We start from the raw sequence: 20,770 nt of genomic DNA, 5'->3' as shown, positions 1-20,770 counted from the left end.
CATATGGAAAGGACCGCTCAGCCACCCGGCGCGAAGCGCCGTGCCAGCAGGGTGCAGAGGGACATCACGATGACACCCAGCGGCACCAGCCATGTAAAGGCGATGGCATGCCCATGGGGCCGCCAGAACAGCATGGCCCCGCAGACCACGCCAAGCGTGATGAGGAACGCGGGCAGCACCTCACGCCCGCGTATCCGCGTGCTGAACAGGGCAAGGACAAAGGCCCCGAGCATGGCGCCATACGAACATGACGCCACCGACAGCCCGAACACCACCGCCGGCCCATGGCTGTTGGCAAAAACAAGGGCCGCCACCACAAGCACCACGGCCCACAGCACCGTCACCAGCCGGGCAAAAACCAGCAGGGAGACACGCAGGTACCGTGCGGCAACCCGGCAGGGAGCGGCGAAATCCAGCAACGTGGCACTGGCCATGGCGTTGAGCGTGGCGGACAGCGAGCCCATCGTCGCACTCAGCAGCCCCGCCACCAGCAGCCCCGCCAGGCCGGGCGGCAGGTCATGGACGATAAAATCGGGGAACAGGGCATCCGATGTGCTCAGGCCCAGCGCGGATAGCGGCCTTTCATCATTCCGCGCCCATAGCAGCATCCCCACCAGTGACAGCAGGGCAAACAGGCAGCCGACCATGATGCCGCTGCCCACCAGCGCCTTTCTGGCATCGCCCAGCGTCCGTGCCGCCAGCACGCGCTGCACCAGCAGCTGGTCCGTCCCGTGCGAGGCCATGGACATGATGGCCCCGCCAATCATGGCGGCACAGGGCGTGTAGGGATCGAGAAAATACAAGGTGGACCTGTGGAACAGATGGAACCTGCTGGAATGGCGCAGCATGTAAATCTGCTGGTCCGTGGCCTGATGGTACAGCAGCGCGACACAGGCCAGCGCCCCTGCCGCGTACACCGCAAGCTGGAGCGCATCGGACCATACCACCGCCCGCAGGCCGCCTGCCATGGTATAGAACAGCGTCAGCCCGACAATGACCAGCATGATCCCCCATTGCGGCACCAACCAGTGCAGGGCGGACAGGATGGCCGCGACCGGCAGCATGCCCGCGAACAGCCTGATCCCTTCGGCCAGCACGCGCATGACCAGGAACGTCAGGGACACGGTGCGCTCCATCCCCGCCCCGAAGCGCTGGCCCAGATACTGGTACACGCTGCCCACATGCCCCGAAAAATAATGGGGCAGGAACAGCCACGCAACCAGCGCCCGGCCAATGACGTACCCCACCGCCAGCCCCACGAACACCATGCCGCTGCCATAGGCCATGCCGGGTATGCTGATGATGGTCAGGGTCGAGGTTTCGGTCGCCACAAGGGACAGGCAGATGACCCACCATGGCAGGTCGTGCCGCCCCCCAAGATAGGCGGAAACGGAATCCTGCCGCCCCGACAGGGCATATGCGATACCCGGCAGGGCCAGGCAGTACAGGCAGATAATCGAAAGATCGATAGCGGACATACCGGTTCCATCAGCCACAAACCCGGAGCATATGACCGCAAACCCTGTTACGGGGAAACCGGAAAAGACGCACGACCGCAGCGGCCTGCCCCCATGCCCGTGCGCGACGGGCCCTGCCGCCCGGTTTTCACGGCAGGTGAAAACGATTTTTTTCGACCGTTCCCCTGCCGCGACCACACCCGCGCCCCATGGCGCCGGGGCGCAGCGTTGTCATTGCAGGCCGATAACGGTATGGCTGGTGCATCGGGCATCCGGCATGCCGTCTTTATAACGGACCCATGGCACCATGCATGTTTTCCCCGCCGCCACCCGGCTGAGACGCCGCCATGTGCTGATGCTGACGGGGGCCGCCACACTGGCCGCCTGTGCCCCCCACGCACACGGCCACCACGCCCCCGCCCCGGACATGCGCGCGGTGGACAGCAGGCTGCGGCAGGCCGTGACACGGGGCGAGGCCCCCGGTGTGGTCTGTGCCATCGGCCATGACCGGCAGGTGGTACACCGGGCCGTCTATGGCAGGCGCGCCGTCACCCCCACAGCCCAGGCCATGACATGGGACACGGTGTTCGACATGGCCTCACTGACCAAGCCCACCATTACCGCCCCTGCCGTCATGCAGTTGTGGGAACGCGGCCTGTTCGGGCTGGACGATCCCGTCGCGCGCTACCTGCCGCAGTTTGCCGCCGCCGGTAAGGCCGGCATTACGATCCGGCACCTGCTGACCCATTATTCCGGCCTGCCGCCGGATCTGGACCTGGCCCATGCGTGGCAGGGGCGTAACACCGCCTTCCGCCTGACCATGGAAACCGCGCCCACGCAGCCACCGGGCAGCGGATTCATCTACAGCGACATCAATTTCATCACGCTGGGTTTCCTGGTGGAAAAACTGTCCGGCCTGACGCTGGATGCCTATGCCCGGCGCTTCATCCTGACCCCGCTGGGCATGCGGCAGTCCGGCTTCCTGCCGCCGGATGAATGGTCCGCACGCATCGCCCCCACCCAGCCCGATGAGAACGGCCACATGCTGCGCGGGCAGGTGCATGACCCCTCCGCCCGGCGCATGGGCGGGGTTGCCGGGCACGCGGGACTGTTTTCCACCGCGCAGGACATGTGTGTCTATGCACAGGCGCTGCTGGACCGCCGCGCGGGCAGGCCATCCACCTATCCCCTGCAGGCCCGTACCCTGATGCTCATGACCACCGCGCAGCAGCCACGGGGCGGGTCGGACCTGCGGGGGCTGGGGTGGGATATTGCCACGCATTACTCCTCCCCCCGGGGGGACAGGTTTCCCGTCGGCTCCTTTGGCCATACCGGCTTTACCGGCACGTCGCTCTGGCTGGACCCCGGCAGTGACAGCTATGTGCTGATCCTGACCAGCCGCCTGCACCCGGACGGGCATGGCAATGTCGTGCGCCTGCGCCATGATGTCGCGACCGCCGCCGCCCTGGCCCTGCTGGGCCCGGCAGGGGGATAAGGGAACTGTCTGAAAACCCGCTGATTAAAACAGTGAAAGGTTCCAGAAGCCTGTCCAAAAAAAGCTTCACCAGTCCCCCCTTCATGATTACAGGACGTTTCCCGGTAGGGCTGTCAGACAGCCTTCAGGCCATTTTTCCATTCATTCCAGCAAGTTGATTGAGACATGACCCCGAACGGCAGCCCCCCATCCATCGCCACGGAACGACAGGACCCCCGTTACGCGGATGTGGATATCTGGCCCACGGCAGCCGTTCTGGATGCACTGGTGGAATCCCAGATGAGCGCCATCGCCGCCGTCCGTGCCGCGATACCGGAACTGGAGCGCTGTGTTGAACGCGCCCTGCCACGCCTGCTGGTGGGGGGGCGGCTGTTTTATGTGGGGGCTGGCACATCGGGGCGGATCGGCATGCAGGACGGGGTGGAACTGCTGCCCACCTTCGGCTGGGCGCCGGAACGTCTGGTGCTGCTGCTGGCCGGCGGGCAGGACGCCGTGTACCAGGCCGCCGAAGGTGCCGAGGACCGCGAGGACGTGGCCCGCGCGGACATACTGGCCCATCAGCCCGGCCCGGATGACGTGGTGCTGGGCATCGCCGCCAGCGGTTCAACCCCCTATACCTGTGCGGCGGTTGCGGCGGCACGCGCGGCGGGCAGCCTGACCATAGGCATCGCGTGCAATCGTGACGGCAGGCTGCTGCGCGAAGCCGAACTGGGTGTTGCCGTGGTGACGGGGCCGGAAGTCATTTCCGGTTCCACCCGGCTCAAGGCGGGCACGGCACAGAAAGCGACGCTGAACCTGATGTCCACAACCCTCATGATCCGCATGGGCCATGCCTATCGCGGGCAGATGGTGGACATGCGCGTGGTCAATGCCAAGCTGCGCCAGCGCGCGTGCCGGATGGTCCGCGGCCTTGCGGGCTGTAGCGAACGGCAGGCGCTGGCCGCGCTGGAGACCACAGGGTTCAATGTCAAACGCGCGGTAATGATCTGTTCGGGCATTCCCGCCGCACAGGTTGAAGCCCTGCTTGACGCCCATGGCGGCAATCTGCGCACGATCCCGGGGCTTGCCATGCCGCCTGCCAGCGGGACATGACACACCCCATGCTCACGGCCATCGGCCTTATGAGCGGTACATCGCTTGACGGTGTGGATGCCGCCATTGTCCGCACCGATGGCGAACGGATTGCCGCCTTTGGCCCCGCGCTCAGCCTGCCCTATGGGGCGGCACTGCGCCAGCGTGCGCGCAAAATCCTCGACCGTGCCCCGACCCTTCACCCCGATGACCCCGAACTGAAGGCCGTGGAGCATGAGATCACCCGCCACCATATCGATGCGGTGCGGCAGGTACGCGCGCTTGTGCCCGATATCGACCTGATCGGTTTCCATGGCCAGACCATCCTGCATGCGCCACAGCGCCGGCTGACATGGCAGACTGGTGATGCGGCCCTGCTTTCACGCGCAACGGGGCTGGCGGTGGTGCACGACTTCCGCAGCGCGGATGTCGCCGCCGGTGGTGAAGGGGCACCGCTGGTACCCTGGTTCCACGCCGCCCTGCTGCACGACGTGCCGGGACCGGTGGCGGTGCTGAACATTGGCGGGGTTGCCAATGTAACGCTTGTTGGCGCGGACGGAAGCATCCATGCCTGTGACACCGGGCCGGGCAATGCCCTGCTGGATGACTGGGCCTTCCGCCACACCGGCACGGCATGTGACGTGGATGGCAGGCTGGCCCGCGCGGGCACGGTCAACCGGGCCATGGTGGCGCAGCTGCTGGCCGATCCCTATTTTGCCCGCCCTGCCCCCAAATCGCTGGACCGCCAGACATTTGCCGCGGCCCTCGGGCTTGTTTCCACCTGTAGCCCCGCCGATGGCGCGGCCACGCTGGCCGCCTTTACCATCGAGGCCATCCGCCGCACGCCGCTGCCTGTCCGGCCCACGCGCTGGTATGTATGTGGCGGGGGACGGCACAACCCCGTCCTGATGCAGGGACTGCGCGCCGCACTGGGCACCCCGGTCGGGACGGTGGACGAACTGGGCTGGAACGGAGATGCGCTGGAGGCGCAGTGTTTCGGCTTCCTGGCCGCCCGCAGCCTGCGCGGCCTGCCGCTTTCCGCCCCCACGATTACAGGCGGGCCGGAAAACCTGTCCGGCGGCCGCCTGACCTGTGCGGGACTGTCCGTTCCGTCATGGATCAGCACAGTGATGGAAAAATAGCGGATTTTCCTGGTCAGGCTTGTTCCAGAAAGCTTCAGGGAATGCCGCCTTTGCAAAAAAGGCGGCACCCGGAAACCTTTAACGATGATCCACGCGTCACGGGCGCAGGGTTGGTGAAAGCACAGGCCCGGTCAGGTCATCATCCGCATCCGGCCCATGGCTGTGCGGGGCCGGCACGTCGCCCGCCGGGCGCGCGTTATGCAGGCCGGAATACTGGAGCGGATCAACCGAGAACAGTTTGTCCGGCGCGGGAAGCCGCGCCATGTCCCACCCGCCGCCACACGCGCGGATCAGCCCGACGCGGGCCTGCAGGTAGCGTGTCTGGACCTCGACCTGCTGGATGCGGGCATCCAGCGTGCTGACCTGGGCAATCAGCACATCCAGATAGGTGGCAAGCCCCCCCTTGTACAGGTTCATGGTAATGTCCTGTGTCTGGCTGGCAGCGCCTACGGCCGCGTGCAGGCGGTCGTTTTCACCATCCAGCCGCCTTGTGCGCGACAGGCCATCCTCCACATCACGGAAGGCGGTCAGGACGGTCATGCGGTAATGGTCGCGGGTTTCACGGTAGGCGGACCAGCTCTGCTGCAACTGCGCGCGGCGCAGGCCGCCTTCAAACACCGGCATGGTCACGGTGGCACCATAGGACCACATGGAGTTGGCAAGGTTGGCCAGGTTGAAGCCATTGTCATCAAACCCGCCATTCATCTGGAACGAGACATGCGGGTAGAACGCCGCCCGCGCTATGCCAATGGCGCGGTTGGCCTGCGCCATCTGGCGTTCGGCCACGGCAATGTCGGGCCTGCGCTGCAGCAGGTCCGACGGCACACCGGCGGACAGGGTGAACCGCGTTGCATTCAGGTGCGCATCCGCCGGGATATGGAAGGCGGATGGTGCGACATTGACCAGAACCGCAATGGCATGTTCCATCACCTCGCGCTGGGCCTGGATGTCCAGCAGGCGGGCCTGGGTGGTGTAAAGCTGGTTCTGCGCGCGTGCCACATCCAGCTGTGATGCCGCCTGGTCCACCAGCCGGGTCTGGGTCACGCGCAGGGATTCCTCATAATAGCCGATGGACTGGGTATAGATGGCCGCCTGCGCGTCCAGCCCGCGCAGGGTGAAGTAATCACTGGCCAGTTCCGCCTGCAGGCTGAGCCGGGCGGACGCGTATTGCGCCGCCGCTTCCTGTGCATAATCCTTCTGCAACCTCACGCGATTGCGGATGGATGACCAGAAATCCGGCTCCCACGAGGCCATGCCACCATAGAATTCATCTGAATCCGTAATCGGCCCCTTGTAGCGGAACAGCCGCTCGGCCGAGCTTTTGTTGTTGCTGCCGCCAAAGGCCAGCCCGAAATGGGGCAGCAGGTCGGCACGCGCTTCACTGACAATCGCGCGCGCCTGCAAAAAGCGCTCGCTGGCGGCCTGCAGGTCCCCGTTATGGTCGGCGGCCAGTGTTTCCAGTTCATCCAGCCTCGGGTCGGCAAAGCCGGTCCACCAGTTGGCGGGAATGCGGTCATCCATCGGCTGCGCCACGGCAAAGGGCGCCTGCCCCTGCCATGTGGCGGGAATGACGTAACGCGGCGCATGGTAGGCGGGGGCCAGGTCACACCCCGCAAGTGATACCAGCGCCAGCGCCGAAGCCCCGCCCCTGCATACGGAACGGCGAATGCGGTTGGCCATCATTCATCGTCCTTTTCGTCTGTATCGTTGCTGTAGCCGGTGGCTGGCTGGACCACATGCACCTTCTCGCCTTCCAGCAGGTCGGCGGGCGGGTTGTCGATGATCCGGTCATTGGCCGACACGCCAGAGAGGACCTGCGTCGCGCCATCGCCCATGCGGCCCACGGTAATATCGTGGAAATGCGCGATCCCCTGCCCGTCCACCACCGCCACCTGCATGCCGTGCTCCTGAAACACCAGCGCGCCGGTGGGAATGGTCTGGTGGGCGGCCTGTTCGGGTGCTGTCAGGGTGACGGCGGCGAAGGTTCCGGGCCACAGGGCGTGGTCGGTATTGTCAATCACGAACTCGCTCACACTGGTGCGCGTATCCGGGTCATAGCCGCCTGATACGGTCAGGAACCTGGCCTCGAACCGGCGATCGGGGAACTGCGGCACCTGCACGCTGGCATGCAGGCCGGGCTGGAGGATGTAGGACATGTTTTCAGGAATGGAGACGAACAGCCGCATCTGGTGCGTATCCGCCACGCTGAACAGTTCGCTGGCCGCACCCGACGCGTTCAGGTTGCCGCCGCCTTCATGCACGTAATCGCCCACATTGATGTCACGCTCGGTCACCACGCCATCAAAGGGGGCGACGATGACCTTGAAGCGCTCAAGGGCGGCATAGCGGTCCAGGTTGTGGCGCGCGGCCTCCAGGTCGGCGGCGGCGGATTTCTCGTTCGCGTCCTGCACGGAAACCGACTGGCCGGACACCGCCTGTGACTTGCCCATCAGCCGCCAGCGCTGGGCGGTGACGACGGCCAGGTCATATTTTGCCTGCGAGGACTGCAGGTCCGCCTGCGCCTGCGCGAACTGGGCATCAAGGCCGGGGGTGTTGATCTCGGCCAGCACGTCGCCTGCCGCAACGCGGGCACCGTAATCCTTGTACCACATCCGCACATAGCCCGACGCCTGCGGGTAGATGGGGGCCTGGTACCAGGCTTCCACCGTGCCGGGCAGGTCAAGGCTGACATGACGGGCTTCGCTGCGCGGTGAAATCACCATCACGTCCGGCACGCTGGCCGCCTGCGCCGTGCGCCGCAGGGCCCCCGCATGGTGGATGCGCCCCACCACCAGGGTGCCGCACCAGCCCACAAGCACCACGGCCCCGGCCAGCATCATGATCTTTCGGGTATTCAGGGTGGACATCAGTTCATTTCCTCCCGGCTGCGGGACGGGCGGTTGTGCAGGATTGCATAGACGCAGGGTACGAACAGGAGCGTGGACACGGTGGCCACCAGCAGCCCGCCAATCACGGCGCGGCCCAGCGGCGCGTTCTGGGAATTGCTCATGGCCATGGGCACCATGCCGATGACCATGGCGAGTGCGGTCATCAGCACCGGGCGGATGCGGCCGTAGCCTGCCTCAAGTGCTGCACGCAGCGCGTCACCATGTTCCTCGATCCGTTCACGGGCGAACGAGACGACAAGGATGGAATTGGCGGTGGCCGTGCCCATGCACATGATGGCCCCCGTCAGCGCCGGGACCGACAGCCGGGTATGGGTCAGGAACAGCGCCCATGCGATCCCGGCCAATGCACCGGGCAGTGCGGTAATGATGATGAACGGGTCCAGCCATGACTGGAAGTTCACCACGATCAGCAGGTAGATCAGCATGACCGACACCACCAGCCCGAACACCAGTTCGATATAGGCATGGCGCATGGTCTCGGTCTGGCCGCGCATGACCACGGCGGCGGTTGTGGGCACCCTGCCGCGCGTCTGGTCCAGAACATGCTGCACCCCGGTCGTGACCTGCCCCAGATCCGCGCCCTCGGCCGAGACATAGATGTCCACCTCCGGCATGGAGTTGAAGTGGGAGACCTGCCCCGGCGTGCCGGTGGCGCTGACGTTGCTGATGCCACCCAGCAGCTGCATGTGCCGCCCCTGCGGGTCGCCATCGCCCTTGTCCACCGGAATGGTCATGAGGTTGTTGAAATGCGTCAGCTGGTCCTGTGAAACATAAACATTCAGCGGGAAGGTGATGCCCGTGGCCGGGTCCAGCCAGTATTGCGGGTCCACCGTCTGGCTGCCTGACAGGGTCATGAGTTCGTTATTGGCAAGGTCCGCTTCCGTCATGCCGGTGGCCTGGCCAAAGGTGCGGTTGCCCTGCACGAACAGCGTCGGTGTCTTCATGGTCTGCTGGATCACCACATCGGCCGTGCCGGGCACGCTGCGCAGGCGGTTCACCAGCAGGCGGGCATAATCGTAATTATCGCGCAGGTCCGGCCCCGAAATCTGGATGTCGATGGGGGCCGGGGAGCCGAAGTTCAGGATCTTTGCCGTCAGGTCGGCCGGCTGGAAGGTGAAGACCGTGCCGGGAAAACGTGCGGAAAGATCACGGCGCAGGATGGCACGGTCATCCCATACCGGCGTTTCCTCGTCCTTGAGTGCGATGGTGATGTCACAGTCCTGCGTGCCGATGGTGGGCGTTGGAATGAAGGCCTGGTTATGCGCCCCTTCGGGCAGGCCGCAGTTTTCGATCATGGTGTCCACCTTGCCGGGGAACAGTTCGTTGATCCGGTCCTCCACCAGCGAGGCTTCGCGTCCCGCCACCTCGATGCGGGTGCCAAGGGGCGCGCGCATGTGCATCTGGATGGTGCCGGACTTGGTTTCAGGAAAGAAATCCCGCCCCGCAACCAGGTACAGCCCCAGCGAGCACACGGACACGCCAAGAAAGATGCCCACGAACCGCCTGCGCCCCGCAATCGCGCGTTTCAGCACACCGCCATAGGCTTCACGGAAATTGTTGAACCCGCGTTCGAACGCCTGCTGGAAACGCTCGGGCAGGCGCCTTGGATACTGCAGGTTGTGGACCTGTGGCTCGCAATGATGGGAATCCCCATGCCCCGCCACGCTGTGGCCGGCCAGCAGGAACTTGGCCATGGTCGGCACCAGCGTGCGTGACAGGATGAAGGAGGCGATCATGGCAAAGATGATGGCTTCCGCCATGGGCATGAACAGCCAGCCCGCAACACCGCTCAGGCCAAACAGCGGCAGCCAGACAATGCAGATGCAGGTGGTGGCGACAAAGGTGGGAATGACGATCTGGTTGGCCGCGTCGATGATGGCGGGTTCCAGCGCCTTGCCCATTTCCAGATGGGCATCGATGTTCTCGATCATCACCGTGGCGTCATCGACCAGAATGCCCACCGCCAGCGCAAGCCCGCCCAGCGTCATGACATTGATGGTCTGCCCCGCCCAGTTCAGCCCGATGATGGCGCACAGTATGGCCAGCGGGATGGAGGTGGCGATGATGAGCGTGGGCCGCCACGACCCCAGGAACAGCAGCACCACCATGCCGGTCAGGAAGGCGGCCGTGAGCATTTCACGCACGACGTCGAAAATGGAATCCTTCACGAAGACCGAGGCATCCCCCAGGATGCTGACCTTTACATCCGGCGGCAGCAGTTTCTGTATGCGCGGCAGCAGCGCCTTGGCCCCCGCCACCACATCCAGCGTCGAGGCATCGCCGCTTTTCATGACAACGATCTCGACCCCCTGCTTGCCCTTGACCAGCACAAGGTTGGTCTGCGGGTGGCCGCCACGATAGACTTCCGCCACGTCGTGCACATAGATCACGGCATTGCCCACGCGCTTGACCGGGATATCGCCCAGTTCCTTCATGGATCGCGGGGTTGCGTTGGTCTGGACCATCCAGTCGGTGGACGAGATTTTCTGGTCCCCCGCCGGCAGCACGATGTTCTGCCCGCGCAGGGCGTTCTGCACATCCATGGCGGAGAGGTGATGCGCCTGAAGCTGCTGCTGGTTGAGTGCGACCATGACAAAACTGTCCATGCCGCCATAGGCCTGCGGCACCACGGCCCCCGGCACGGTGACCAGCAGCGGGCGCACGCGGATCATCGCCAGCTTGAACAGGTCCGATGGCGTCTGCTTGTCGGACGTGACCTGAAGGGTAAGCACCGGCACGGATGAGGCATCAAGGCTCATGACCATGGGCGATGGAATGTTTTCGGGCAGCTGCTTGATCACCGTCTGCGATATGGCGGTGACCTCGGCTTCCGCCTTGCCGATATCGGTGCCGGGCTGGAAGTATATGTTGACGATGCCGCGCCCGTAATACGAACTGCTTTCCATATGTTCGATCCCCTCTACTGTAGAGGTGACCATCAGTTCGTAATTATAGATGATACGGCCCGCGAATTCCTCGGGCAGCATGCCGCCATAGGTCCAGACAACGGACACGACCGGTATCTTGATATTGGGGAACACGTCCGTCGGCGTTCGCAATACCGCCATGATGCCAAAGACCACGATCAGGATCGACAGCACCACAAAGGTATAGGGCCGACGCAGTGCGGTGACTACGATGGCATTCATGGATGGGACAATTCCCTGTATTGTAAAAACCACCGCCTGCCATGGCCGTGGGGCCAGCAGTAAGCATGCACGCGGTTTTTTATTGTATCTGTTGGCGCGGGGCGGCCAGCGGGGCTGGCCATGGGCCTTATGGCACAGGCTCCGTACTGATGGGGCAAGACATGACAGCGCACTCCGGCAGGGTCGGTACAGGGCGGGCCGGCGTGGATTCACGCGGCACCTGCCTGGAATGACAGATACATGTTTTTTACAAAGTATGTATGATTAATATTTAAAATAAGCTTCATTAATGTACTTATTATTTATAATTACTTTATATTAATGAATCTGTTTTTAATGAAACCTTTCCCGCCAGCCCATGCCCCGCACCGGGCAGCCGGGGCAAAACCATTTGGTCGCGCCTGTGCATCGGTATAGTCTGGGCACCATGACGGACGTATCCAGCCCCCGCTTCAGCCACCGCGCCACACTTCCCCCTGCCGCCCCCGGGCACGCAGGCGCGGATGACGGCGCGCGCCTGTCCACGCCCGCCCCCCCGCTGTCACCGCAGGCAGCCCGCCGGGCCGGCACGGCGGAACCAGATACGTCACATCCCTTCCCGCCTGGCCAGCCGGGGGGTGTGTCCCGTCCCGTAATGAAAACGCGGGCCGACCGGTCCTTCCGGCCCATGATCCATTTCACCCCCGTCACCGGCTTCATGAACGACCCCAACGGGCTGGTCTTTGATGGCACGCGCTACCACCTGTATTATCAGTACAATCCTTTCGCCCCCTATGCGGGCCATGTGCACTGGGGGCATGCCACCAGCCCCGACCTGCTGCACTGGACCGACCAGCCCATGGCACTTGGTGAAACCGAAGCGGGCGAGGCCTATACCGGCTGCGCGGTAATGGATTTCCACAACACGACGGGCCTGTTCGGGACCGGACAGGGCGGCATGGTCGCACTTTATACCCGCGCAGGCCCGCATGCCCAGGCACAGTACCTGGCCACCAGCGCCGATAACGGCCAGACCTTCCGCGAATATGCCCGTAACCCGGTACTTGATATCGGCAGCAATTCCTTCCGTGACCCGCAGGTGTGCTTTCACGGACCGAGCGGGCGGTGGATCATGGTGGTGGCGAAGTCACGGCTGCACCAGATTGCGTTCCATGCCTCCATCGACCTGGTGCACTGGGTGCACCTGAGCGATTTTGGCCCATCCGGCCTGTTTGGGGTGGATTATGAATGCCCCAACCTGATCGAAATGCCGGTCGCGGGCGGGGGCACGCGCTGGGTGCTGTTCGTCTCGGTCAATCCCGGCGGCCCGTCGGGGGGCAGCATCACGCAGTATTTCGTAGGCCAGTTCGACGGCACGCTCTTCATTCCCGATGATACCGTGATCGGCCTGACCGACTTCGCCAAGGACGCGTATGCCCTGCAGGTCTACAGCAACATGCCGGGGGCGGAGGCGGTGTCCATCGCCTGGCTGGGCAACTGGCAGTATGCGCAGGAACTGCCCACCCAGAGCTGGCGCGGCGTCATGACCCTGCCGCGCGCCATGGTGCTGAAGCGCGATTTTGCCGGCAGGCTGCGGCTGGCCCAGACCCCGCGCGGGCTGGACAGCCTGCGTGACGTGGCCATCCCCTTCCCCGCCGGCAGGCTTGCCGCGGGCGCGCAGCGCGAGGTGGCCCTGCCACCGGGCCAGGCGGTGGACCTGTGCATGAGTGTGACCGTGGATGAACGCCCCCATGGCCTGCCACCGGGTGACGGGGGGCGCACAGGGCGCTTCATCATCACCTTCGGTAACGAGGGGGGCGAGAGGCTGACCATCGGTTTCGATGCGTTTTCCGGCCAGCTCTGGCTGGACCGCAGCGGTCTTGCGGGCTTTGCCCAGCCGTTCTTCACCGGCCAGTTTTCCACCGTGCTCGACCCCGATGACCGGCATTGCGAGATCCGCATCGTGCTGGACGCCTGCACGCTGGAAATCTTTGCCAATGGCGGGCTTGCGGTGGGCACCGCACTGATCTTCCCCGCCAGCGCGCTTGAATTCCTGCGGCTGGAAGCCAGCGGCGCGGGGGCCACGATCGGCAGCCTGACCCTGCACACGCTGCGCAGGACCATGCCGCGCGATACGATGGCACCCTGACCATGCCCCTGTCCCCCCATCGGGCAGCACCCGGGCCATGGCGGCAGGCAGCAGGGGCCCTTGCGCGCAACATTCCGGCCATGGTGGCGCTGGGGGTGCTGGCGCTGATGGCGCTGGCCTCCCTCCTCGCCCCGCTTTACGCGCATGACGTGGCGCATACCGACCCGTTCGCTTCCAACGTGGCGGGCACCATCATGCTGGACGGGCGTGAAGTGGACATCATGCAGCCCAATGACAACCCGCTGCACCTTGGCCTGAGCCCCATCGGGCCGACATGGCGGGCGGCCTACCTGCTGGGGGCTGACAGCCAGGGCCGTGACGTGGCGGCCCGGCTGCTTTATGGCGGGCGCAACTCGCTGCTCATCGCGGCGGGGGCGGCGTTACTGTGCCTGCTGCTGGCGGGCGTGGCGGGCATTGCCGCCGGTTTCCTGGGCGGGGTGGTGGATACGCTCCTCTCCCGGCTCATGGATATCATGTGGGCGGTTCCGGTCTATCTTTTCGCCATTTCGCTTTCCATCGTCATGGTCAGCCAGAGCGTGCGGCTGGGACCGTTCGTGCTGCATGCGGACAGCCTGCTGATCCCGGTCTTCATCATCGCCCTTGTCTACGTGCCCTATGCCGCCCGCCCCATACGCGGGCGGGTGCTGGCGCTGCGCCAGGCGGAATTCGTGACCGCGGCGCGCGGGCTGGGCGTGCCGGTATGGCGGATCATGCTGCGCGACATCCTGCCCAACCTTGCCACCACGCTGGTCATGCTTGGCCCGCTGGTCATGGCGCTGGCGCTGCTGGCGGAAAGCGCCCTGTCCTTCCTCTCGCTGGGGGTGCAGGCACCGCAGGCTTCATGGGGCACCATCATCCAGGATGGAGAGGGCCTGATCTACACCCGCCCCATGGTGGCGATTGCCCCGGGGCTTGCCATCGTGATCGTGGTGCTTGCGCTCAACATACTGGGTGATGGGCTGCGTGACGCGCTGGATGTGCGCGACAGCGGGCGGCGGGCATCATGATGGCCGCCCTGCTGCGACGGACGGGCCAGACGGTTCTGGTGCTGTTTGGCGTGTCCGTCCTGGTGTTCGGCGTGTTTTTCGCCACCCCCGGCGCCGACCCCACCGCCCGCATTGCCGGGCGCAACGCGGCCCCGCAGGTGATGGAGAAAGTGCGCCACGAATACGGCTTCGACCGCCCGCTACCGGTACAGTACGCCATCATGATGAAGAAGCTGTTCATCACCCGTGACCTTGCCTCCTACGCCAACCGGGGGCAGGCCGTGGTGCCCGAAATCATGCAGGCAGCCCCGGTTACCGCATCCCTTGTATGCGGGGCGGCGGTGCTATGGGTCACGGTTTCCATCTTTATGGGCACGCTGGCGGCGGCCAGGAAGGATACATGGGTGGACCGGGGACTTATGATGCTGGGGCTGGTGGGCATTTCCATACCCGTGTTCTGGCTGGGACAGGTGGCCAACCTTTTAACCCAGAGCCGCTATCATGACACCTGGCTGTTCTCCTGGGTACCGGGGCTGGGCTACGTGCCCCTTGCGCAGGACCCGCTGGGATGGTTCAGGGCGCTGGTCATTCCATGGGTGGTGCTGGCGGTCATGTTCATTGGCATCTACAGCCGCGTGCTCCGCCACGACCTGGTGGCGCTGGCGGGCGAGGACTTCATGCGCACCGCGCGCGCCAAGGGGCTTTCACCCATGCGCGTGCTGCTGCGCCACGGGCTGCGCACGTCCATGGTCACGTTCGTCTCGCTGTTCGGGCTGGATTTTGCCCAGCTTGCCGGTGGCGGCGCGCTGCTGACCGAAGTGGTGTTCGGCCTGCCCGGCGTGGGCAGGCTGACCTATCGTGCCCTGACCATGCTCGACCTGCCGGTGATCATGGCAACGGTCATGTATTCCGCCATTTTCGTGGTGCTGGCCAATGCGGTGGTGGATGTTGTCTACCTGTTCCTGGACCCGAGGGTGCGTGATGCCCGCTGACCCGCCGCTTCTGGCCGTGCGTGACCTGTGCGTCAGCTTTCCCGCGCGGGGCCGCATGGTCCCGATTGTGGAACATGTCTCCCTTGACCTGCATGCGGGCGAGATCGTGGGGCTGGTGGGGGAATCCGGCTCGGGCAAGTCGGTCACGGCCATGGCGCTGATGGGACTGATCGACAGCCCCGGCGTGCGGGTGACGGGGTCCGCCCTGTTCCGGGGGCGCGAACTGGTGGGCATGCCGCAACGGCAGTTGCGCCGCCTGCGCGGGCGGGACATCGCCATGATCTTCCAGGACCCGATGACGGCCTTCACCCCCGTCTACACCATAGGCTGGCAGATCGATGAACAGATCCGCGCCCATGAAAAGCTCTCCCGCCACGCCGCGCGTGCCCGCACCGTCAAGCTGCTGGCCGACATGGGCGTGCCCGACCCCGCCCACATGGCGCAGCGCTACCCCCACCAGCTTTCGGGCGGGCTGCGCCAGCGCGCGATGATTGCCATGGCGCTTTCCTGCAGTCCCGCGCTGCTGATCGCCGATGAGCCGACAACCGCGCTGGACGTGACCGTGCAGGCACAGATACTGGAGCTTCTGCGCAGGCTGCGCGGCACGCATGGCGCCTCCATCCTGCTGATCACGCATGACATGGGGGTGGTGGCCCAGACCTGCGCGCGCACGCTCGTGCTCTATTCCGGGCGCATGGCCGAAACGGGTCCGACCGAAGCCGTGTTCGACCGGCCCGGCCACCCTTACACAGCCGCATTGCTGGATGCCATTCCACCGCTATACGGCCCGCGCCCCGACCGCCTGCCCGCCATAGACGGAATACCGCCACAGCCGGCCGACCGCCCCGCCGGCTGCGCCTTCGCCCCGCGCTGCGGCCATGCGCATGAAACCTGCCTGCCCGCCCCGCCGCCGCCGGTGCCCATTGGCCCCGGCCAGCAGGCGGCCTGTGTCCTGCCCGCCGAAGGCACCCCCCTGCCCCCACGCGGGCCGATGACGGAATGCACCGCATGACGCTCACCCCGCTGCTGGAACTGCGCGACCTGCGCAAGACCTACCGCCTGCCGCGCGGGCGCGTGCTGCGGGCGGTGGACGGGCTTTCCCTTCGTGTCCTTCCCGGCGAGACGCTGGGGCTGGTGGGGGAATCCGGCTGTGGCAAGTCCACGCTGGGGCGGTGCATGCTGCGGCTGGCCGATCCCTCATCGGGGCAGATCCTGTTTGAAGGCCGCGACATCACCACCCTGCCCGAGCGCAGGCTGCGCGCGCTGCGGCCGCTCATGCAGATGGTGTTCCAGGATTCCAGTGCCGCACTCAACCCCCGCCGCCGCATCGGCGACCTGCTGGCCGAGCCGTTGCGCGTCCACCCCGCCCCGGATGGCCGCAGGCGACCGGCGTCGGTCATTGCCGCCCGGCTGTCCGAACTGATGGATCTGGTCGGCCTGCCCGTGCAGGCGCTGGAACGGTATCCGCACGAATTCTCCGGCGGGCAGCGCCAGCGCATCAACATTGCCCGCGCACTGGCCCTTACACCCCGGCTGGTGGTGGCGGATGAGCCGGTTTCGGCGCTGGATGTGTCGGTGCAGGCGCAGATCGTCAACCTGTTTGCCGACCTGCGGCGCGAACTGGGGCTGACCTATGTGTTCATCGCCCACGACCTGGCGGTGGTACGGCAGATTTCCAGCCGGGTGGCGGTCATGTATCTGGGTGCGATTGTGGAACTGGGGGAGACGGACGGCGTACTGCACCATCCCGCCCATCCCTATACCGCCGCCCTGACCGCTGCCGTGCCGCGGGCGGTGGTGGGCCACCCGCACGCGCCAGTGCTACGGGGCGATGCCCCCAGCCCCACCGCCCCGCGCACGGGCTGCCGCTTCCACGCGCGCTGCCCGCAGGCACAGGCGCGCTGCGCGCAAGAAGAGCCGGCGCTACACACCCTGCGCCCCGGCCATGCCGTTGCCTGCCACTTCCCCCTTCCGCCCGGCCCGTAAACCCCGCGTGAAGGTGAAGCACGCCTGTGCGCCCGGCATGGCTTAAAGGCCAGAGGTATGGCAACGTGCGGACCAGACCTGCCAGCGGGAAACACTGCTTCATGCCCACGTCACCCAGCCCTGCCCTGACCGACCTGTTCCGCGCGATCCGGGCGGGAGAGATGCCGCCACCCGCCACGGTTGACCCGGCCCTTGTTCCCGCAACCGAGACTGCGGCCTATGCGGTGCAGGACGCGGTGGGACGCGGCCTTGGCCCCATCGTGGGCTGGAAGGTGGGGGCCAGCGGGCCTGAAGCCGAACCCGCCGCCGCCCCCATCCATGCGGGCACGGTGTTCGGGACGGGGGCCACGGTGCCGCATGGGCTGTGCCGCCATCTGGGTGTGGAAGGCGAGATCGGCTACCGCTTCGCCCGCGCCCTGCCCGCCCGGCCCCGGGCCTATGCGCGCGCGGAAGTGCTGGCGGCGATCGGCACGATCCATCCCGTGATCGAGATTGTGGATACCCGTTTTGAAAAACCGGCCTCCCAGCACCATCTGCTGCATCTGGCCGACCAGCAGAGCCATGGGGCACTGATCGTCGGTCCCGGCCAGACGGCGTGGCAGGCAGTCAACCCGGTGGCCGAACGGGTCGTGCTGAGCATTGACGGCAGGGTGGTGGCCGACCACACGGGCGGCAACGCGGCGGGCGACCCGCTGCGGCTGCTGGTCTGGCTGGCCAACCATGCCGCCCGGCGGGGCATCGGGATCGGGGCGGGCTGCCTTGTCACCACCGGCTCGGCCACGGGCACGGTCTTTGTCGCCCATGGCACCGATGCGGAAGCCCGCTTTCCCAATATTGGCCAGGTCACGGCCCATCTGGCCTGACGGCATACCAGCAGGGACAATACGGACATGAAACCCGACCTCCTTCTGCTCGAACCCATGCTGCCCGAAATCGAGCGCAGGCTTGAAGCCGCCTATACCCTGCATCGTGACGCCACGCTGCCGGGCGATGTGGCCGCGCGGATACGCGCCATCGCCACCGGCGGCGGGACCGGCGTGCCCCCGGCCCTGATGGCCGGCCTGCCCGCGCTGGAAATCATTGCCATCAACGGCATTGGCACCGATGCCGTTGACCTGGCCGAGGCGCGCAGGCGCCACATCCGTGTCACCACCACGCCCGGCATCCTGACCAATGACGTGGCGGACATGGCACTGGGCCTGCTGCTGGACCTGATGCGCGGCATCACGGCGGGGGACCGTTACGTGCGTGCGGGCGCATGGGGCCACACGCCTGCCCCGCCGCTGGGCCATACGGTATCGGGCCGGAAGCTGGGGCTTGTGGGCATGGGGCATATCGGGCGCGCGATCGCCACACGGGCCACCGCGTTCGGGATGACGGTGTCCTACACCGCGCTGCATGACCACAACCTGCCCGGCTATGGCTTCGTACCCGATGTGGTGGCGCTTGCGCGGCAGAGTGAAATACTTGTCGTTGCCGCCTCGGGCGGGGCGGGGTCGCGGCATCTGGTCAACGCGGCAGTACTGGCGGCGCTGGGACCCAACGGCTTCCTGGTCAACATCGCGCGCGGCTCGGTCGTGGATGAGGACGCCCTTGTCACGGCGCTGGCACAGGGCACGCTGGCGGGTGCCGGGCTGGATGTCTTCGCCCATGAACCCGACGTGCCACAGGCGCTGCGCGACTCGCCACGCACCGTGCTGCAGTCCCACCGCGCCAGCGCCACGATAGAGACCCGGCTGGCCATGGGTAACCTGGTGGTGGACAATCTTGCCGCCCATTTTGCTGGCAGGCCACTGCCGACACCCGTCGTCTAGCACGGACCATTCCCCGAACAGGAAAGGACCACATGGCTCCCCACGTCCCCCTTCGCGCCGATGCGGTAGAGACGATCATCCTGACGCACCGGCAGTACAACATTGTGATGGACTTCAAGGAAATCGAGGGGCTGCGCGGCATATGGGAGCGCATGGGCCGCGTGCGCGCCAACCCCGCCGCCACCCAGCCGGACCTGTGGCTGCATATCGACACCGATGAATACCTGACCCACGGGCTGCTGCTGTACTGCCCCATGGCAACCGGCGCGGATGGTGTCGCGACCTTTGACCTGGATGGCGTGCTGATGGTGCTGGACAGGTACGAACAGGTCAACACGATACCCGGCTGGCTTGCGCCGGAACGCACATTGTCGCGCATTGATTCCAGCATGCTGAAGGAAGATGAAACACACGGCTCGCCCGTCGAATATGACTGACGCCTGATAATCGTTCCGGAAGCCTGCCGATAAGGTACGATGCCACCCGTGCCTGCGCGTATCCGGGACAGGACCGGCACGGAAACGCACCGGACACGATGGCGGCCTGCGCCCCCACCGGCCCGCACGGTCAGGAATGATACGCTTCAGCCCGGAGCGGGCCTGTCCGCGCCCGGCCTGAGGGCCATGGCCAGTTCAAGCGCGCGCCGCCGCAGCGCATGGTCATGGACCGGCAGCGCAAGCAGCAGTTCATCGGGCCGGTAGCGGCGCATGAACGCATCAAGTTGTGGCGCGACCGTACCGGGTGACCCGACAAACGTGCAGGCCAGCGGGTCCGGCATGGCCTGCCCGGCTTCCGGCCACAGACCCGTGGCATCGGCCACCGGCGGCGGAAAGGCGATGGGCTGCCCGCGCCGGAGCGCGATAAAATACTGTTGCAGGGACGTGGCCAGATGCGCCGCCTGCGCCGCATCGTCAGCCACAATCATGTTCACACCCAGCATGACATGCGGCCGGGGGCAGCGTTCGGACGGGATGAAGCGCTCACGATAGAGGCTGATCGCATCCGCCATCTGTGCGGGCGCGAAATGGGAGGCAAAGGCATAGGGCAGGCCCAGCCGTGCCGCCAGCATGGCGGAAAACAGCGATGACCCCAGCAGCCAGACCGGCACCCGCAGGCCCGCACCAGGAATGGCCCGGACCATATGGGGGGTGTCGTCGGCCGCCGGTTCAAAATAATGCAGCAGTTCCTCCACATCCTGGGCAAAGCGTTCGGGCGCATGCGGGTCACGCCGCAGGGCGCGGGCCGTACGCTGGTCCGACCCCGGTGCGCGGCCAAGACCAAGGTCTATGCGGCCGGGAAACAGGCATTCAAGCGTGCCGAACTGCTCGGCTATGACCAGCGGGGAATGGTTGGGCAGCATGATCCCGCCCGCCCCGACGCGGATATGGCGCGTCGCCGCCGCCACCTGCCCGATCAGGATGCCGGTGGCCGCCGAGGCAATGCCCGGCATGCCATGATGTTCAGCCAGCCAGTAACGTGCGCAGCCCAGGCTGTCCGCCAGCCGGGCAAGATCGAGCGTATTGCGGAACGCATCTGCCGGGCCATGGCCGCGTGTGATGAGGGACAGGTCAAGAACGGAAAACGGGATCACCGGCGTACCTCGGGCAACAGACAGGCGGTATCGGGGCATATGGGTAGCAC

Annotated in this window: 16 protein-coding genes; 11 read left to right on the top strand and 5 right to left on the bottom strand. The window is 65.8% G+C overall.

Annotated features, from left to right (window positions below):
- Positions 1-17: 17 nt before the first annotated feature.
- A complete protein-coding gene (locus GWK63_RS06770; RefSeq protein WP_039998841.1) occupies positions 18-1,478 on the bottom strand; it encodes a sodium:solute symporter in 1,461 nt (486 codons plus the stop codon).
- Between the two features lie 286 nt (positions 1,479-1,764).
- On the opposite strand from GWK63_RS06770, the gene GWK63_RS06765 reads away from it, so the two are divergent.
- From GWK63_RS06765 to GWK63_RS06755, 3 genes are all read left to right on the top strand, one after another.
- Positions 1,765-2,952, top strand: coding sequence for a serine hydrolase domain-containing protein (locus GWK63_RS06765; protein WP_039998762.1), 1,188 nt, complete (start codon positions 1,765-1,767; stop codon positions 2,950-2,952).
- Positions 2,953-3,117: 165 nt separating this feature from the next.
- A complete protein-coding gene (locus tag GWK63_RS06760) occupies positions 3,118-4,044 on the top strand; it encodes an N-acetylmuramic acid 6-phosphate etherase (protein ID WP_007398266.1) in 927 nt (308 codons plus the stop codon).
- 8 nt (positions 4,045-4,052) lie between these two features.
- Positions 4,053-5,165: an anhydro-N-acetylmuramic acid kinase gene (locus tag GWK63_RS06755; RefSeq protein ID WP_007398265.1), complete on the top strand. Its 1,113-nt coding sequence runs from the start codon at positions 4,053-4,055 to the stop codon at positions 5,163-5,165.
- Between the two features lie 96 nt (positions 5,166-5,261).
- On the opposite strand, the gene GWK63_RS06750 is transcribed toward GWK63_RS06755, so the two are convergent.
- The 3 genes from GWK63_RS06750 to GWK63_RS06740 are packed head-to-tail and all read right to left on the bottom strand — an operon-like array spanning position 5,262 to position 11,223.
- Positions 5,262-6,848, bottom strand: coding sequence for an efflux transporter outer membrane subunit (locus GWK63_RS06750; RefSeq protein WP_039998760.1), 1,587 nt, complete (start codon positions 6,846-6,848; stop codon positions 5,262-5,264).
- Positions 6,845-8,032 carry an efflux RND transporter periplasmic adaptor subunit gene (locus tag GWK63_RS06745; protein WP_007398263.1) on the bottom strand — a complete coding sequence of 396 codons (1,188 nt, stop codon included), beginning with the start codon at positions 8,030-8,032 and terminating at the stop codon, positions 6,845-6,847. Before GWK63_RS06745 ends, GWK63_RS06750 begins: the two co-directional genes overlap by 4 nt.
- On the bottom strand, positions 8,032-11,223 hold the full coding sequence (locus GWK63_RS06740; RefSeq protein ID WP_039998759.1) for an efflux RND transporter permease subunit: 3,192 nt from the start codon (positions 11,221-11,223) through the stop codon (positions 8,032-8,034). Before GWK63_RS06740 ends, GWK63_RS06745 begins: the two co-directional genes overlap by 1 nt.
- 427 nt (positions 11,224-11,650) lie before the next feature.
- Here GWK63_RS06740 and GWK63_RS06735 point away from each other — a divergent pair, with 427 nt between their 5' ends.
- The 8 genes from GWK63_RS06735 to GWK63_RS06700 all read left to right on the top strand — a co-directional run bounded on the left by GWK63_RS06735 (position 11,651) and on the right by GWK63_RS06700 (position 19,566).
- Positions 11,651-13,351 (top strand): glycoside hydrolase family 32 protein, encoded by a 1,701-nt coding sequence (locus GWK63_RS06735; protein WP_039998840.1) that lies wholly within the window; start codon positions 11,651-11,653, stop codon positions 13,349-13,351.
- 2 nt (positions 13,352-13,353) lie between these two features.
- On the top strand, positions 13,354-14,358 hold the full coding sequence (locus GWK63_RS06730) for an ABC transporter permease (RefSeq protein ID WP_007398260.1): 1,005 nt from the start codon (positions 13,354-13,356) through the stop codon (positions 14,356-14,358).
- On the top strand, positions 14,355-15,329 hold the full coding sequence (locus GWK63_RS06725; RefSeq protein ID WP_007398259.1) for an ABC transporter permease: 975 nt from the start codon (positions 14,355-14,357) through the stop codon (positions 15,327-15,329). Before GWK63_RS06730 ends, GWK63_RS06725 begins: the two co-directional genes overlap by 4 nt.
- Positions 15,319-16,341 carry an ABC transporter ATP-binding protein gene (locus tag GWK63_RS06720; protein WP_034927840.1) on the top strand — a complete coding sequence of 341 codons (1,023 nt, stop codon included), beginning with the start codon at positions 15,319-15,321 and terminating at the stop codon, positions 16,339-16,341. The genes GWK63_RS06725 and GWK63_RS06720 overlap by 11 nt, the downstream gene beginning before the upstream one ends.
- A complete protein-coding gene (locus GWK63_RS06715) occupies positions 16,338-17,315 on the top strand; it encodes an ABC transporter ATP-binding protein (protein WP_007398257.1) in 978 nt (325 codons plus the stop codon). The genes GWK63_RS06720 and GWK63_RS06715 overlap by 4 nt, the downstream gene beginning before the upstream one ends.
- 101 nt (positions 17,316-17,416) lie before the next feature.
- The gene (locus tag GWK63_RS06710; RefSeq protein WP_007398256.1) at positions 17,417-18,178 is read left to right on the top strand and encodes a 2-keto-4-pentenoate hydratase; all 762 of its coding nucleotides are present in this window, start codon (positions 17,417-17,419) and stop codon (positions 18,176-18,178) included.
- A 27-nt stretch (positions 18,179-18,205) separates the two neighbouring features.
- On the top strand, positions 18,206-19,129 hold the full coding sequence (locus GWK63_RS06705) for a 2-hydroxyacid dehydrogenase (RefSeq protein WP_007398255.1): 924 nt from the start codon (positions 18,206-18,208) through the stop codon (positions 19,127-19,129).
- Positions 19,130-19,161: 32 nt separating this feature from the next.
- A complete protein-coding gene (locus GWK63_RS06700; protein WP_007398254.1) occupies positions 19,162-19,566 on the top strand; it encodes a hypothetical protein in 405 nt (134 codons plus the stop codon).
- A gap of 146 nt (positions 19,567-19,712) precedes the next feature.
- On the opposite strand, the gene GWK63_RS06695 is transcribed toward GWK63_RS06700, so the two are convergent.
- Positions 19,713-20,720, bottom strand: coding sequence for an LLM class flavin-dependent oxidoreductase (locus GWK63_RS06695; RefSeq protein WP_007398253.1), 1,008 nt, complete (start codon positions 20,718-20,720; stop codon positions 19,713-19,715).
- Positions 20,721-20,770 lie beyond the last annotated feature (50 nt).

The organism is Komagataeibacter rhaeticus (assembly GCF_011611525.1).
GTDB lineage: Bacteria > Pseudomonadota > Alphaproteobacteria > Acetobacterales > Acetobacteraceae > Komagataeibacter > Komagataeibacter rhaeticus.
This window is presented reverse-complemented; position numbering and strand designations above follow the sequence as displayed.

Coding starts and splice junctions, on each gene's coding strand:
- GWK63_RS06770 (WP_039998841.1), bottom strand. CDS start 1,478: ATGTCCGCTATCGATCTTTCGATTATCTGCCTGTACTGCCTGGCCCTG.
- GWK63_RS06765 (WP_039998762.1), top strand. CDS start 1,765: ATGCATGTTTTCCCCGCCGCCACCCGGCTGAGACGCCGCCATGTGCTG.
- GWK63_RS06760 (WP_007398266.1), top strand. CDS start 3,118: ATGACCCCGAACGGCAGCCCCCCATCCATCGCCACGGAACGACAGGAC.
- GWK63_RS06755 (WP_007398265.1), top strand. CDS start 4,053: ATGCTCACGGCCATCGGCCTTATGAGCGGTACATCGCTTGACGGTGTG.
- GWK63_RS06750 (WP_039998760.1), bottom strand. CDS start 6,848: ATGATGGCCAACCGCATTCGCCGTTCCGTATGCAGGGGCGGGGCTTCG.
- GWK63_RS06745 (WP_007398263.1), bottom strand. CDS start 8,032: ATGTCCACCCTGAATACCCGAAAGATCATGATGCTGGCCGGGGCCGTG.
- GWK63_RS06740 (WP_039998759.1), bottom strand. CDS start 11,223: ATGAATGCCATCGTAGTCACCGCACTGCGTCGGCCCTATACCTTTGTG.
- GWK63_RS06735 (WP_039998840.1), top strand. CDS start 11,651: ATGACGGACGTATCCAGCCCCCGCTTCAGCCACCGCGCCACACTTCCC.
- GWK63_RS06730 (WP_007398260.1), top strand. CDS start 13,354: ATGCCCCTGTCCCCCCATCGGGCAGCACCCGGGCCATGGCGGCAGGCA.
- GWK63_RS06725 (WP_007398259.1), top strand. CDS start 14,355: ATGATGGCCGCCCTGCTGCGACGGACGGGCCAGACGGTTCTGGTGCTG.
- GWK63_RS06720 (WP_034927840.1), top strand. CDS start 15,319: ATGCCCGCTGACCCGCCGCTTCTGGCCGTGCGTGACCTGTGCGTCAGC.
- GWK63_RS06715 (WP_007398257.1), top strand. CDS start 16,338: ATGACGCTCACCCCGCTGCTGGAACTGCGCGACCTGCGCAAGACCTAC.
- GWK63_RS06710 (WP_007398256.1), top strand. CDS start 17,417: ATGCCCACGTCACCCAGCCCTGCCCTGACCGACCTGTTCCGCGCGATC.
- GWK63_RS06705 (WP_007398255.1), top strand. CDS start 18,206: ATGAAACCCGACCTCCTTCTGCTCGAACCCATGCTGCCCGAAATCGAG.
- GWK63_RS06700 (WP_007398254.1), top strand. CDS start 19,162: ATGGCTCCCCACGTCCCCCTTCGCGCCGATGCGGTAGAGACGATCATC.